8 protein-coding genes are annotated in these 15,395 nt (G+C 54.9%); 3 read left to right on the top strand and 5 right to left on the bottom strand.

Annotation, left to right across the window (positions count from 1 at the left end; translation table 11 throughout):
* The first annotated feature begins 77 nt into the window (after positions 1 to 77).
* The 3 genes from rpoN (at position 78) to ptsN (ending at position 3,074) form a co-directional block, all read left to right on the top strand.
* Positions 78 to 1,721, top strand: coding sequence for an RNA polymerase factor sigma-54 (gene rpoN / locus LB462_RS11580; RefSeq protein WP_224507976.1), 1,644 nt, complete (start codon positions 78 to 80; stop codon positions 1,719 to 1,721).
* Between the two features lie 214 nt (positions 1,722 to 1,935).
* Positions 1,936 to 2,529 carry a ribosome hibernation-promoting factor, HPF/YfiA family gene (hpf, locus tag LB462_RS11575; RefSeq protein ID WP_112525521.1) on the top strand — a complete coding sequence of 198 codons (594 nt, stop codon included), beginning with the start codon at positions 1,936 to 1,938 and terminating at the stop codon, positions 2,527 to 2,529.
* An 80-nt stretch (positions 2,530 to 2,609) separates the two neighbouring features.
* Entirely contained in the window at positions 2,610 to 3,074 is a 465-nt protein-coding gene (ptsN, locus tag LB462_RS11570) for a PTS IIA-like nitrogen regulatory protein PtsN (protein ID WP_112525519.1), read from the top strand.
* Between the two features lie 34 nt (positions 3,075 to 3,108).
* On the opposite strand, the gene LB462_RS11565 is transcribed toward ptsN, so the two are convergent.
* From LB462_RS11565 to cysT, 5 genes are all read right to left on the bottom strand, one after another.
* Positions 3,109 to 3,543, bottom strand: a complete 435-nt coding sequence (locus LB462_RS11565) for a ferric uptake regulation protein (protein WP_224507974.1) — start codon at positions 3,541 to 3,543, stop codon at positions 3,109 to 3,111.
* A gap of 144 nt (positions 3,544 to 3,687) precedes the next feature.
* On the bottom strand, positions 3,688 to 12,279 hold the full coding sequence (locus LB462_RS11560) for a glycoside hydrolase family 94 protein (RefSeq protein WP_224507972.1): 8,592 nt from the start codon (positions 12,277 to 12,279) through the stop codon (positions 3,688 to 3,690).
* Between the two features lie 330 nt (positions 12,280 to 12,609).
* Positions 12,610 to 13,647, bottom strand: coding sequence for a sulfate/molybdate ABC transporter ATP-binding protein (locus LB462_RS11555; RefSeq protein WP_224507970.1), 1,038 nt, complete (start codon positions 13,645 to 13,647; stop codon positions 12,610 to 12,612).
* 15 nt (positions 13,648 to 13,662) lie between these two features.
* A complete protein-coding gene (gene cysW, locus LB462_RS11550; RefSeq protein ID WP_224507968.1) occupies positions 13,663 to 14,544 on the bottom strand; it encodes a sulfate ABC transporter permease subunit CysW in 882 nt (293 codons plus the stop codon).
* Positions 14,534 to 15,394, bottom strand: a complete 861-nt coding sequence (cysT, locus tag LB462_RS11545) for a sulfate ABC transporter permease subunit CysT (protein ID WP_224507966.1) — start codon at positions 15,392 to 15,394, stop codon at positions 14,534 to 14,536. Before cysT ends, cysW begins: the two co-directional genes overlap by 11 nt.
* Between the last annotated feature and the right edge of the window lies 1 nt (position 15,395).

Raw genomic sequence — 15,395 nt, 5'->3', positions numbered from 1 at the left:
CTTGTGATTGACAAGCAAGGATTGGGCCAGTTCTGTACAGCTGCAAAGGAAATCGTACGGGAGTACCCGCGCCCACCATGGCTCTGTCGGCAAAGCTCGATCTCAGGCAATCCCAGGCATTGGTAATGACGCCGCTGCTGATGCAGTCGATTCGACTGCTGCAGTTGACGCATATCGAGCTCGAACAATTCATAGAGCAGGAGATTGAAAAGAACCCCTTGCTCGAGCGCGATGATACAACGGGCGAGCATTTTTCGCTTGATGAGCGCGGCTTCAGCACCGATCGGATTTCCAGTGATGAACGCGAATTCGGCAGAGGAGCGGTGAGCACCGATGCCGAAGCTGATAACCCTTTGGATGGGCAAGCCGATCATTGGCTGATGAGCGGTGAATCGACGAGTTCTGGTTCGATGTCGGATACGTTTGATAGTTCTCTTGAGAACATCTTTCCCGACGATCCGGGGACACATGATTTTATTGCCGGCGACCTTGCCTCGCAGTGGAAGTCGTCTTCTGGCGATGGCTATGTTTCAACCGGTGGCGAGGGATATAATCTCGAACAGGTGACAGCAACGCCGCAGACCCTTCGGGACCATGTCGCCGAGCAGATTATTTTCGCCTTCGCATCGACGGGCGACCGCCTTATCGCCGCTGAGCTTGCCGACCATCTCGATGAGACAGGCTACTTGCGGGCTGATGTAGAAGAAATCGCCGCAAGGTTTGGTGTCGATGCCAGTCACATCGAGAAACTGATTGCAGTCTTGCAGGGGTTCGAGCCCACAGGGCTGTTCGCGCGTGACCTTGCGGAGTGCCTGTCACTCCAGTTGCGCGCAAAAAACCGCTTAGGCTCGAGCATGAAAACCTTGCTGCAAAACCTCGATTTATTAGCCAAACGGGATTTCCACAGTCTCAAGAGGCTTTGTCATGTAGGTGACGCGGATATTCTGGCTATGTTGCAGGAAATCCAGCACCTTGATCCAAAGCCTGGGACAGCCTTCTCTTCCGGCGTAGCGGATAGCATCGTGCCCGACGTGCAGGTGGACACCGCGTCTGATGGAAGTTGGCGAATTGAGCTTAATCCCGATGCCCTGCCGCGAGTGCTCATCAACAACAGCTACTATGCGACAATAGCGAAAACGAAAACCTCTCCCGCCGAGAAGACGTTTCTGAGCGAATGCTTGCAAAGTGCCAACTGGCTAACGCGTAGCCTTGATCAGCGGGCACAAACAATTCTCAAGGTCGCCACGGAGATTGTTCGCCAGCAGGAACAATTTCTTCGTCACGGCGTTGCCTATCTGAAGCCGCTCAACTTGCGCAATGTTGCTGACGCGATCGGCATGCACGAGTCTACGGTCAGCCGGGTCACAGCGAACAAGTACATGCTGACCAGGCGGGGGGTGTTCGAATTACGGTATTTTTTCAATGCGGCGATCGCGGCAACAGAAGGTGGGGAGCAGCATTCATCGCAGTCGGTACGCCATCAGATCAAGCAGCTAATCGACGTGGAAACACCGGACGACATTTTATCGGATGATACAATTGTGGATTTGTTGAAGGAGCAAGGAATCGAGATTGCACGGCGTACCGTCGCAAAATACCGGGAAGGCATGAATATTGCCTCCTCTGTGCAAAGGCGGCGAGAAAAAAAAGCTCAGGCATCGGCGGGCAAGGACGATGGAAAGTCTGGATTCATCCGCCACGTGGGTGTAGAATTTTGTTGAGTGGGTAATTGAACCGGACCGAAGAAGTCTGGTGAGGGAGACAAGCGCCGGTAATTTGCGACAATTGAAGTGAAAGCGCACCTTTGAATGAAGAATCAGCAATTGAAACGCGATGAAACGCTCGCACGGGTTGTACGGGATGTCTTTGCTCGCCTCCCCACAACAGTGTAGATTGGTTCGGGCAATGAAAAAATCGCAATGAAGGTGAGGTATCATGAGTCTGCGTGTATCTGGGAAACATATGGACATTGGTGACGCTTTCCGCATTCGTATTGAAGAGCGGATAGGGGAGATGGTCTCCAAATACTTCGATGGCGGATATACCGGTCATGTCACGGTGGAAAAGCAGGGATCTCGATTTATTGCCGACTGTCTTGTCCGCCTCGATACCGGTACGGTGCTGCAGGCGGCGGGCGAAGCGCAGGATCCATTACTTGCATTTGACGCAGCGGGTGAACGCGTTGACAAGCGTCTCCGGCGCTACAAAAGACGCCTGAAGTCGCATCAGGCTCCAGGTTCAAATGGGGTTTTCGATGATGTTTCTTACACGGTGATGGCGCCCGTACCGGATGATGATGAGGATATTCCGGAAGATTATGCGCCAACCATAGTTGCCGAGACATCTATGGCGCTGAGAAGCATGAGTGTGGCTTCTGCGGTCGTGGAACTCGATTTGAAGGATAGTCCCGTCGTTGTTTTCCGAAACGCTGGCAGTACGCAGGTAAATATTGTATATCGCCGCGCCGATGGAAATATTGGCTGGATCGATCCATCGACAGTGGCGGGTGAAAACGTTGCTCCGACGTGAAGAAGCGGATTCATAGCGAATTTTGAACTACCGCCCGCGTACAGCCAGTATGCGGGTGGTAATTGGAAGGAAGAGAGATAATGGATCTGGGTGATCTCATTCAGCCCGACGCTGTCCTGCCCGCATTGAAAGTCAATTCCAAGAAGCAACTCTTGCAGATCATGTCGGAAAAGGCGGCCGCCTTGACCGGCCTGAGCGAGCGAGAAGTATTTGACACGATCATACAGCGTGAACGCTTGGGCTCAACTGGCATTGGCGACGGCATTGCCATTCCCCATGGAAAGATCAATAGCGTGAAGCGAATTGCCGGTGTTTTCGCTCAACTCGAAACGCCCGTCGCTTTCGAAGCACTGGACGACCAGCCGGTTGATATCGTGTTTCTGCTCTTGGCGCCAGAAAATGCCGGGGCCGATCATCTTAAGGCATTATCCCGCATTGCGCGCATGCTGCGCGATCCCGAGCGCATTGCAAAACTGCGCACCGCCCACGATGCGGGCCTGATCTACGAGCTGCTGACATCGCAGCCAGCGTCTAACGCCGCCTGAGTATTGGCTCATAAAGCCGCCGTTTTTGAGCGGCTTATGAGGAGTGGCGGGTCTTGCGTCCGTAGAGTTCCAGTCGGTGATGGACGATATCATAGCCGAGAGACTTGGCGATCTCTTCCTGTAATTTTTCAATCTTGTCGGACTTGAACTCCACTACCGCGCCGGTATCGATATCGATCAGATGATCATGGTGTTCGCCGTGGGCCTGTTCGAAACGCGATGGTCCGCCATTAAAAGCATGGCGATGGATGGCACCCATCTCTTCCAGCAGATTCATGGTCCGGTAAACGGTGGAAAGAGAAATGCTGTCGTCAATCTCTATGGCACGATGGAAAATCTTCATCGCATCGGGGTGATCTTCGGTAGATGTCAGAATGTCGATGATAATCCGCCGAGGCCTGGTGATACGAACACCAGCCTTGCGCAGTTCCTTTTCATAATTCGGTTTCTGATTCAATGCATGTTTCATAACGCCGACTATGCGCCAGATCGACGTCAGTTGCAAAGATTCTCAACTGGTAATCCGACTGGAAATGAGCTCTTCGGCCTGAAACAACACTGCCGCCAGTGAAATTTCACGGGCGGCAGTGTTATAACAACGCGGAAACTAGCGTTATGACGCGAGCACTTCGATGATGACTTTGTGCTCTCCCGTGGGTTCCAATGGAATGCCATTTTCCGCTTTGGTGAGCTTCTTACCGTTGACAGTGATCTTAGCGGTACCCTTCGATACCGATTTGACTTCTATCGAATAGCGGGCCTCGCCATTGCGCAGAACGAAATTGAAGCCGCTCCATTCCGATGGAAGCGCAGGATCGACGAACAGCCTGTCATTTCGGCGGCTGATGCCAAGGATAGCTTCTGTCGCCACACGGTAGAGCCATCCGGCAGATCCGGTATACCAAGTCCAGCCGCCGCGTCCGCGCATGGGATCTACCGAATAAACATCTGCAGCCACCACGTAAGGTTCCACACGATAAAACTCGGCCTTCTCCATTGTCAGCGAATGGTTGACGGGGTTTAGCTTCTTGAACCAACGGTACGCTTCATCCGCATCGCCGAGCTTGGCCATGGCAAGAACTGCCCACGTTGCGGCATGCGTATATTGCCCGCCATTTTCGCGCACTCCGACCGGATAACTTTTGATATAGCCTGGATCATGCCGCGTCTTGTTGAATGGTGGCGTGAACAGCTTGATGATATCGACGTCATCGTCGATGAGATGCGTTGCGACCGAGTGCATTGCCCGCTTGCTGCGGTCTGGATCGCCATAGCCGGATATAACGCTCCAGGATTGAGCGATCGAGTCGATCTTGCACTCATCGCTCTTTTTCGATCCAAGCGGAGCACCGTCGTCAAAGTAGCCACGACGATACCATTCGCCATCCCAACCGTCCTTCTCGAGAGCGGCTTTCAGACTTTCAATATGGGCCTCCCATCGCAGGATGCGTTCCTTGTCCTTGAATTGTTTTGCTATCGGCAAGACGTCACGCAAAGTGCTGATCAGGAACCAGCCAAGCCATATGCTTTCGCCCTTGCCGTCTTCACCGACACGGTTCATGCCGTCGTTCCAGTCACCCGTCAGCATCAGTGGCAGGCCGTGAAGGCCTGTGCGGGCAACGGCAAGGTCAAGCGCACGGGCTGCGTGCTCATAAACGCTGACTTTCTCGTCTGAGATCGTCGGTTGGTAAAAGGCGTCGTGCTCACCGTTTTCGAGCGCCCTGCCTTCGATGAAAGCGACCTGCTCATCCAGTATACTCATGTCGCCAGTCACCGAGGTATAGTGGGCAATGGCATAGCCGAGCCAGACCACATCGTCGGAGATCTTCGTGCGAACGCCTGCGCCAGTCGTTGGCAACCACCAGTGTTGGACATCGCCTTCTTTGAATTGACGGGCCGACACGTTGAGAATTTGATTACGTGCGAGCGATGGATCCAGGATCAGCATGGATAGTGTATCTTGCAACTGGTCGCGGAAGCCAAAAGCGCCGCTCGCCTGGTAGAAAGCCGAACGTGCCCAGATACGACAGGCGAGGCTCTGATAAGGCAGCCAGCGATTCACCATGACATTGAAAGCGTCGTCCGGGGTGTCAACTTGCAATCCATCGAGGAAGTCTGTCCAGATCGCTCTCGAAGATGAGAGAGCGTCTTTGAACGGCCGCTTGCTATGGCTCGCAAGAATCTCGCGAGCCTCCTCGCGGCTGCCGGCATCGCCCATATAGAAGACCAGCTCCTGCGTTTCGCCCGCGGCGATTTTGATGTCGACTGCAAGTGCAGCACAGGGATCGCCGCCGGCTTCGACCAGGTTTGACAGCCTCTTTGCCTGAAGCACCGCATCTGGACGATCGACAGAACCGAGCGCTCCGAAGAACTCGGCGCGGTCGGCTGTATAGGACTGCGGCTTTACACTAGCAGCATAGAACGCCACACGTTCACGCCGGTCCGTGCCATATGGATTACGAGCAAACAGAACGCCGGTTTCAGCGTCGCAGGACGGCACGATGAATGGCGAGGTCTTTGCGCGGGCATTACCAAGCACCCATTCAACAAATCCGTAAACACGCAATTGCTTGGCGGTACCGCCATTGTTCGTGATCTTGAGGCTCGATAGGCGAACGGGTTGGTCGGGATCGATCGTATGCGTAAGCTCAAGTCCTATATTGCCGTGGCGTGAAATAAAGGTCGAATAACCTTGTCCATGCCGGGTCTCATACTGGACAGAGGGGTCGCGAAGCACCGATGCCGTCGGTGAGAACGCGGCATTCTTGTCCGTATCCACCACATAGATAGCCTCACCGGACCGGTTGATGACCGGATCATTCGACCACTGTGTCAGCTGATAGTCGCGGCTATTGCCGGACCAGGTGAAACCTGCGCCTTCGGCTGATACGTGAAAGCCAAAATTCGGGTTGGAAATCACATTGATCCAGGGCTGTGGGGTGCTGCCCAGCCCACCAAGACGAACGACATATTCGCCGCTTTTCATGTCGAAGCCGCCAAACCCGTTCCAGAATGATAGGTCGTCAGCAGAAATCTTGGGACGCCGTTTGTTCATGAGCTGCGTCGGCGCCGGCGCGATCCCCCGCAAATCGCTATTTTCAATGTCACCGGTTATTATAGATTTACCCCTGGTTTCCGTGACAGGCACCAGGTCAGCAGTCAGTCCTGCGATGCGTTTCAATTGCTCGGAAAGCGAACCATTTTGCGCGTGCAGGACAATACGGGCTGCAGCCAGAAGCGTGTTGTAGCTGGCGTCGCTCATCTGATCTTTACGGACAGCAAAGATGTGGACACGCGGTCCGAGCTGAGCGCCGCGGGCACGGCTATTTTCGCAGATCGCTTCCAAGCCGCGCTGGAAATCCTGTGCGTAGGAGAACGAACGTTCGTTGATGACCACAACGTCGACAACAAGACCCTTCGCACGCCAATACTCGTGCGCCTTCAAGAGGTTTCTCAGGGTTTCCATATCGGCTTCATCATCAATGCGCAGCGCAAGGATCGGGAAGTCACCGGAGATCGACATGGGCCAAAGCTCGGATTGACTGCCGAGCCCGCTTGCAATGTTTTCGGACGGCATGCGCAGTGCCTTGTCGGGATAGATCAGGTTGGTTGCGACGCGCTGGAATTCAGCTGCCTCGTCGGGATTGATACCGATGTGGTGAAGGCGAACTTGCGAGCTCGTCCACGACAGCGAGAATTCACGGGTAAAGCAATCCGGATGGCGGAAGCGGGAGACGACCTCCTCGAGCTCCTGACGGTTGGGACGTACGAGAGTCCAGAAGACCAGCGTCACTTTCTTGTGCGCGGGCACGCGAACACGGCAACGCAGCGAAGCAATGGGATCGAGCACAAAACCATGACTGCCGCTGAGGGTTGCACCTTCGTCGAAAGCGGCCGGATTGCGCAGGGAACGTCCGCGGCCGATAAAGTTGCGCCGGTCGGTTTCAGCCTGAATTTCGCGCATCGCACCGGAACTGTCGCTTACGACATGCGCTACGTGAATATCCGGATCATCAGCACCCCGCTTGCGACGTGTGGCATAGATCGCATCGCCACGCTTGTCGATCTCCGTCTCCACGAACATCTTGGCAAACGCCGGGTGAGCGGTATCTGTATCTTCGTTCGTCAGGACCAGTTCGGCGTAAGACGTGACTTCAATGATGCGGTCTTTGGTGCCAGTGTTGGTGATGACGATACGACGGCCTTCCCCATCGGAATCCGAGGCAACGATAGTCTCTACGGTAGTATGGATCGTGCCATTTTCCTTGACGAATTCCGCCTTGTAGTCGGCGAAGATGGATGTACTTTTCTCGCCTGCAACGCGCACAGGATCGCCTGTTGCTGACCACCATTCGCCATTTTCGAGGTCCCGCAAGAACAGGAACGTACCATAACCGCTTTCGAGGGGATCGGGTTGGAAACGCGTAATGGCAAGACCATTCCAGCGGCTGTATCCGCCGCCATTGGCAGTGACCATCACCGAATAATGTCCGTTCGACATTATTTGCGTTGCGGTTGGCGCACTCAATGGATTCTGGATGAAGCGGATAGAAGCCGTTTCTTCCGAGCTCTCCACCGCCTTGCGCATCGGGTTCTCTGCTTTGGCTTGCAGAACCGGTATTTCGCGTGGAGCTTTCTCTTGCAGAAGCAGCTCGGCTGCTTCGATTACAGGGTCCGCGTGAAAACGCTCACGCATTCGACCTTCAAACACAACATTGTTGACGGCGACAATCGACATGCCGTGATGGTGGGCCATGTAATTGCGGACCACGGCATATTCTTCATCTTCGCGGACGCGTGACTTGGTAAAGTCCACGGCGTCATAAAAACCATACTGTCCGAGTGCACCCATGGCGCGCAAACGTTGCAGATTCTTGACAGCGGCAGCCGGTTGATACTGGCTGGCCATTATGCTGGCATAGGGCGCTACAACGTAATTCTTCGAAAGGCCGCGCTTGAGGCCGAGTGTCGGAACGCCGAAATTGGTATATTGGTAGTTCATCTCCGGGTCGCGAGCGTTATAAGCCGCTTCGGAAATGCCCCAGGGCAACCCCTTGGACTCACCATATTCGATCTGCCGTTGCACGATCAGCTTGTTGGTTTGATCCAACATGCTTCCAAGCGGTTCAATCATGACCAGAGGCGGCATGAGGTATTCGAACATCGACCCGGACCAGGAGACCAGCGCACCGCGCCAGCCAACCGGCACCAGCAATCGCCCGAGCTTGAACCAGTGATCCACCGGGATATCGCCTTTGGCAATGGCAAAGAGGCTCGCCAGGCGTGCTTCGGAGGCGAGAAGGTCATAACAGCTGGCATCGAGCTCGTTGGTTTCCACGCGGAAACCGATGGACAAAAGGCGCCGCTCCTTGCGCTCCAGGAAGGTGAAATCGGTGTCGAAAGCAAGTTGCCGCGCTCGTGTGGCGAGGGTACCCAAGCGTTCGCGCAGAATGTCTGTGCTCTCGTGGCTCCCAATTGCATCGTCCGTATGTCCTTGACACGTCTTGACGAGCAGTAGCGCCCACTCATTGGCGGTGGCGCTAATCGGGCTTTCGAGCTCGCCATGCAATTCTTCGGTCAGGCGCTGGATATCTCCCGCGAAGAGAGCAAGGTTGATTGTGCGCAGCGATGCGGTTTCGGGCTCCTCCTTGATCGTCGTGATTGCCCGGCGGAAATTGGAAACGCGTTCTTCAAGGCGCCGGCGCAAGGGCCTCAAAACGCGGCGATCATCCGGAATGTCACTGATGGCTTCTTCAAGAATATCGCTGACGTCGAGAACACCGTCGAGATCGCTCTGTAGATAAACTGAGGGTGCTTCGGCCCATTTCTCAAGCGCCGACGACAAGGCGACCAGATGGCCTGCAAGGTTTCCGCTGTCCACAGCGGAAACGTAAAGTGGAAGTAGTGGGCGCAGCGTGGTCGTTTCGTACCAATTGTAGAGATGGCCGCGATATTTCTCCATCTTCTCGAGAGTCTCGAGCGTCTGGTCGATACGCGTCAGTGTCTCGTTGAAACTGATCCAGCCGAAATCCCGGGCTGCGACGGTCGAGAGCAAATACATGCCGATATTGGTCGGCGACGTGCGCGTCGCAATAACGGGATACGGGTCCTCCTGGAAGTTGTCCGGTGGAATGAAATTCTGCTCTTTGGTGACAAATGTATCGTAGTAGTGCCACGTACGGCGGGCGAAACGCCGCAGTTCACCCTTGTCGGATGAGCGCACGTTCAAATCATCGAGCGGTTTGGCTGAGCGGCTGACGAGCCAGGCGATTACCGGCGATAGCAGCCAGATCAGTGCGAAGGGAACTGCGAGAAACCAAGCCCGGCTTTGAATCGCCAAGGGAAGTCCAATAGCGATCAGGGCGACAATTATCGCGGGCCACATGAGTTGCAGGTAGTAGCTCAGCGTATCGGGTGAACTCGTCTTTGCCTGGGCCGCAGCGCGCCACTCAAGCAGATGTTTGCGCGAAATGAACAGACGATAAAGCGTCCGGACGATCGCATCGAGCATCAGGCAAGCCATGTTTGCGATGAAGGTGATGCGCAGGGCGATATCGGCTGCCCCCGCAAAAATGTCCGTGAGAATCGCCTGGAAGTGCCCCTTGAGCGACAGGTTCATGTCTGTCGGCACCAGGTTTGTAAATAATATCATCGTCGGCACGATGAACATGCTGAAAATCATGAAGCACTGCCACAGTGTGGCAAGTCCCGGTGGCAGCAATGTCCAACCTGCAATGGAAGCCAGGATCCAGAAGATCGGTGTAAGCGAGCGGCGAAGATTGTCGACCATCTTCCAGCGCGTGACAGCAGTCACACCGGGTCTCGTACTGAAAAGATAAGGCAGGAGCTGCCAGTCGCCACGCGTCCAGCGATGATGGCGCGAGATATCGACATTGTAGCCCGTGGGGTAATCCTCGACCACTTCGACATCACTTACGAGCGCGCTACGCGCATAGCCGCCTTCGAGCAGGTCATGGCTCAGAACTGCGTTCTCACCGATCTTTCCGTCAAGTGCAGCTTCAAAGAAATCGATATCATAAAGACCCTTGCCGGTGAACGTGCCTTCTCCCAGCACGTCCTGATAGACGTCGGAAACCGCGAAAACATAAGGGTCGATGCCGCGATTGACCGAGAAGACGCGCTGCAGGAACGAGGCATCATCGCCGGTCGTCAGCGAAGGGGTGACCCGAGGCTGCAGGATAGCATAGCCACTCACCACACGGCCTGCCTTGGCGCTGTAGATGGGTCGATTGAGCGGATGAATAAGCTTGCCGGCCAGACGATTGACGGAGTCCGGCGTCAGGCGGGTGTCCGAGTCGAGCGTCATCACAAACTTGATGTCGGTCGGGACTTCCTCGTTCGACGGGAAATACGTCGTATCCTTGTCGCCGCGCAGCAGCATATTGAGCTCGTGCAATTTGCCGCGCTTGCGCTCCCAGCCCATCCAGCGGTTCTCCTGCGCATTGAACAGGCGCTTGCGATGCAACAGGAAGAAGCGGGGATTGTTTTGCGTGTAGTGCTCGTTGAGCGCGGTGATTTTCTCCCGCGCATAGTCGAAGATGTCGAGATCATCGTCGGTCTGTTCGAATTTGCTGTCGGCCCAGTCCGTCAAAAGAGCGAAATAGACCTCGCCGCGCGGATTGGTGAGATAGTGAACTTCGAGATTGCGGATATGCTCATCGACGGAGTCACGCGAGGTAATCAGCGTCGGCACGGCAACGAGGGTTTTTGCCTCCGGAGGCAGGCCATTCTTGTACTCGAAGCCGATTAGCCGCGTCGGCGGCATGAACATCGGTATGATCCAGTTGACGAAGCCGTTGGCTGTTTCCATCGTGGGGAACACTGCCAGCAAAGTGAACAGCCAGGTCATGCCGTCAGACAATCCGGCACGACGCAGGAAATAATTGATCAGTAAGAGGATGGCGATTGAGAAGAACGAAGCCGGCGCCCACAAGCCGGCGAGACCCAATCTCCGGTAGAAACGTACCCAGCGAATAAGCACGGTCGGCTTGTAGTCACACGTCTCTTCAAGTTCCGGACGGCCGTCTCCAGCAAGATAATAGCCAACATCGCGTTTGCGCTGCTCGGTAACGCCACCTTCGCCGGCGGTCTCTTCAGCACTTTTATGCGCGAGTTCGAGAGCCGATTGTGTGATGTCGTGTTCGCTCTTGCCTGAGCGGCGGGCAATCTTTTCAATAGCAACGCGGTAGGCATTGCGAGAATGAAAGTCGAGCGCGTCGAAATTGGAGTTGTCGCGCAGAACGGCATCGACGCCGCTGACTGTCTCAAACCAGGTAATCCAGTCAACGTCATCGATCGCCTTCAGGCTGCGAATGAGATTGCCCATGCTCACGCCACCCGTCGATTGGCGGGTATGTTCCTGGATGATGGCATCCTCGGAATCGCTGCCATTCTTTTCGAGCTCGTCTTCGAGCCACGCGACCGCGGCTCCGGAGTGAGCGGTGCCGCCACGCAAACGATAAAGCAGGTGGGTGGCAAAAGTGCTGTCCTTGGCCGCCGGCGCATACTGTGCCAAAAGCTGCGGAAGGGTATCTTTCTCAGCGTTCAGCGTAATTTCGTCGGCAACGCTATTTGCATAAGCGCGCATGCGGCGGGCACGCTCGACGCGCAGGGAAAGACGCCGGGCATTTTCGATTAGAATAAAGCGAACGGCGGATGGAAGTGCCCACAATTCGCCGATATGCAGAGGTTCGACGGTCTGGAAGCCTTCAACGATGGCGCTCAGGCTATTCAGCGAAAACTGGCTGTCCGTGTGCGCGACGTAGAGCCAGGCAAGCGCCATTACCCGCGGGATATTGGGCTGGTTCGCAAGTGGCGGCAACTGCCTGAAAAATTTCTTGGGCAGGTCGCGCTCGACCTGCTGTATGTTCTGGTCGACCAGGTAATAATTGTCCAAAAGCCATTGAGCCGCTGGTGTTATCGTTTCGCCGTTGCGTGCTGCCGCATCGGAGGAACGGTAGGAATGCAGGATCAGTCTGGCGTTTTCGACTGTTCTCTGCTCGAAAACCATCGGCTCGTAATCGGGCAATCGAACGTCTTCGCCCTTCGCCACCCGGGTCCCAAGATCCCTCAAATCGTCGATTGATTTATAATGAGCCCGTATAGGGTTAGGTTGGACAGCAAAAATCTGACCAACGGTCTTCTTCTGGGATGCAAACGCTTGAAAAAAGCTCAATACGGGCATTGTTTTCATTTCAGTTTGGAAGAAAGAATCTTCGGGATTGCAGCACTAAGGCGATCAGGGGCCGATCGTCCCACGTTCAGTTTACGGTCTAATCGGGTCATGGCAATTAAGCTATCACCACTTTTATCGTTAGCGATCAGTTTTGATGAAAATGAGTCAGATTTCTATTGGTCTTTGTACGCAATTTTGAAGCTTCTGCACAGGGAAAAGCCGCTGTAGCGGCGGGTCGCAGCCGAATAGCCGAACCCTTTGCGATAACTGTGGGGCCACTGACTGTAACAAAAAAGACCAGGATATGGCTATCCCGGTCTTTCGCTAAGTTGGGTCGTATCAGCTCTTCGGGAACACGCGCCAATGTTTGGGGCGAAAAGCGATGCGGCTTGTTTCCGTTGCCGGATGATCCGCTGGAATTTCGATCTCCACATGGTCGGTTACCCCAGCTATTCGGAGCTCGATGCGTCGCGTAGCACCGACACGGCGGCTCGCAACGACTGTACCGGCGATGCCTCCGTTGGAGTCCTCAATAAGATCGACATCGTGCGGTCTGAAATACAGCAATCCTTCGCCGTCAGGTCGATCGCTCGAGATACTCAACGCTTGGCCATCAAGCCACAATTCGCCGTTCTTGACCTGAACTTCGATGGAACTCGATTCACCAATGAAGCTGTAGACAAACGGTGAATTCGGCCGGTCATAGACCTCATCGGGGGTACCGATCTGCTCTATCCTCCCTTGGCTCATGACCACAACGCGGTCAGCCAATTCCAGCGCCTCGTCCTGATCGTGCGTCACGAAAACAGTCGTGTGCTTGGTCTTGTCATGAATCTCACGCAACCAGCGGCGAAGCTCCTTGCGGACCTTCGCGTCGAGCGCGCCAAAGGGTTCGTCCAGCAACAACACACGCGGTTCGATCGCCATCGCGCGGGCGAGCGCAACGCGTTGACGCTGGCCGCCAGAAAGCTGCGCCGGATAGCGCTTCTCAAGACCGGAGAGCTGCACGAAGTCCAGAAGCTCCGACGAGCGGCGACGAATTTCATCCTTGCTGGGCCGACTTGAACCCGGACGTACCTTCAGGCCGAAACCGACATTGTCGATCACTGTCATATGGCGGAACAGAGCATAATGTTGAAAGACGAAACCGACATTCCGCTCCTGTACGGACTTCAGCGAAGCATCCTCATCGCCGAAGAAAACCTTACCCTCGGTGGGAGTTTCAAGTCCCGCGATCAGACGTAACAGGGTGGTCTTGCCAGAGCCGGACGGACCAAGCAGCGCAATGAGTTCGCCAGAATTGATATCAAGTGAAACGTCGTGCAGCGCTGGAAACCGATCGAATTCCTTGCGCACACCACTTACGCGAACATCCATAAATTCTATTCCTCTCTAGTGTCCGCCAACTGCACGTAGCTCCGCGCCGTACCTCAGCTCCAGCAGAGTCTTGAGAACAAGTGTTACCAGCGCAAGAAGCGCCAGGAGCGAAGCCACTGCGAAAGCAGCGACAAAATTATATTCATTGTAAAGAATTTCGACATGCAGCGGCATCGTATTGGTGAGGCCCCTGATATGTCCTGAAACGACAGACACTGCGCCAAATTCCCCCATGGCCCGGGCGTTGCATAAAAGTACGCCGTAGAGCAAGCCCCATTTGATGTTTGGGAGCGTCACATGCCAGAACGTCTGCCAGCCATTGGCTCCGAGCGACAAGGCGGCTTCTTCATCGGTTGTACCTTGCTCTTGCATCAGCGGAATCAATTCTCTCGCGACAAATGGAAAGGTGACGAACATGGTCGCCAGCACGATTCCTGGCACGGCAAAAAGGATCTCGATGCCATGTGATTTCAGCCAAGGACCCAATGCGGATTGCGAAGTGAACAACAGCACGTATACGAGGCCAGAAATGACCGGCGATACCGAGAACGGCAGATCGATCAATGTGGTCAGGAAAGCCTTGCCCTTGAATTCGAACTTGGCGATCGCCCACGCTGCGACAACGCCGAAAACAACGTTGAGCGGTACCGCGATGGAAGCTACCAGCAGTGTCAGACGAATGGCTGCCTGAGCATCAGGTTCTGAAAATGCAGCGAAATATTCGGACGGGCCCTTGCGGAACGCTTCGACAAAAACTGACACAAGCGGAAGCACAAGAAACAGCGCAAGAAAAACCAGGGCAATCCCGGTCAGGATAAAGCGCGCCGTGCGCCGCTCGGTGGTGGCGTGCCGCGCCGTGGCTGTTGGATCTGTGACTTGAACAGGATCAAGCGCCATAACCATACCTCCTCCGGCTCCAGGCCTGAATGAGATTGATGACGAAAAGCATGAAAAATGAGATTAGCAGCATGATCGTCGCAATCGCGGTCGCACCTGCATAATCAAATTCCTCCAGTCGGATCACGATCAAAAGCGGCGCAATTTCCGATACATAAGGAAGATTACCGGCGATAAAGATCACAGAACCGTACTCACCGACCGCCCTCGCAAATGCCAGCGCGAATCCAGTCAGGATGGCCGGCTGCAAGCCCGGCAAGAGCACCCGCGTAATCGTCTGGAAGCGGTTGGCGCCGAGTGTCGCTGCAGCTTCTTCGACTTCCTTGCGGATTTCTTCCATCACTGGCTGAACGGTCCGAACCACAAAGGGCAGACCGATAAAGATCAGGGCGATCGTTATGCCGATTGGTGTGAATGCCACCTTGATCCCGATCAGATCGAGCCAATGGCCTATCCAGCCGTTTCTGGAATAAAGCGCCGTCAGCGCAATGCCGGCAACTGCCGTCGGCAACGCAAACGGCAGATCGACGATGGCATCGACAATTCGACGGCCTGGAAACCGGTAGCGCACCAGTACCCACGCAACGATGACACCGAAGATAACGTTGATCACAGCAGCAATAAGGGATGTCCCAAAGCTGATTTTCAGCGCATTTACGGTTCGTGGATCAGTAGCTACGTGCCAAAATCCGGGAAAACCCAATGAAGCCGAGCGCAAGACAAGGCCAGTTAAAGGAATGAGAACAATGAGTGCGAGGTAGGCAAGAGTGAAGCCGAGCGTCATTCCAAATCCTGGAATAACGCTCGGCTGCTTAAACCGCCAACCCGCTTTCGCAAGGTTGGATGTCATG

Source organism: Phyllobacterium chamaecytisi, assembly GCF_020164455.1.
In the GTDB taxonomy this organism is placed as follows: Bacteria; Pseudomonadota; Alphaproteobacteria; order Rhizobiales; family Rhizobiaceae; genus Phyllobacterium; species Phyllobacterium chamaecytisi.
This window is presented reverse-complemented; position numbering and strand designations above follow the sequence as displayed.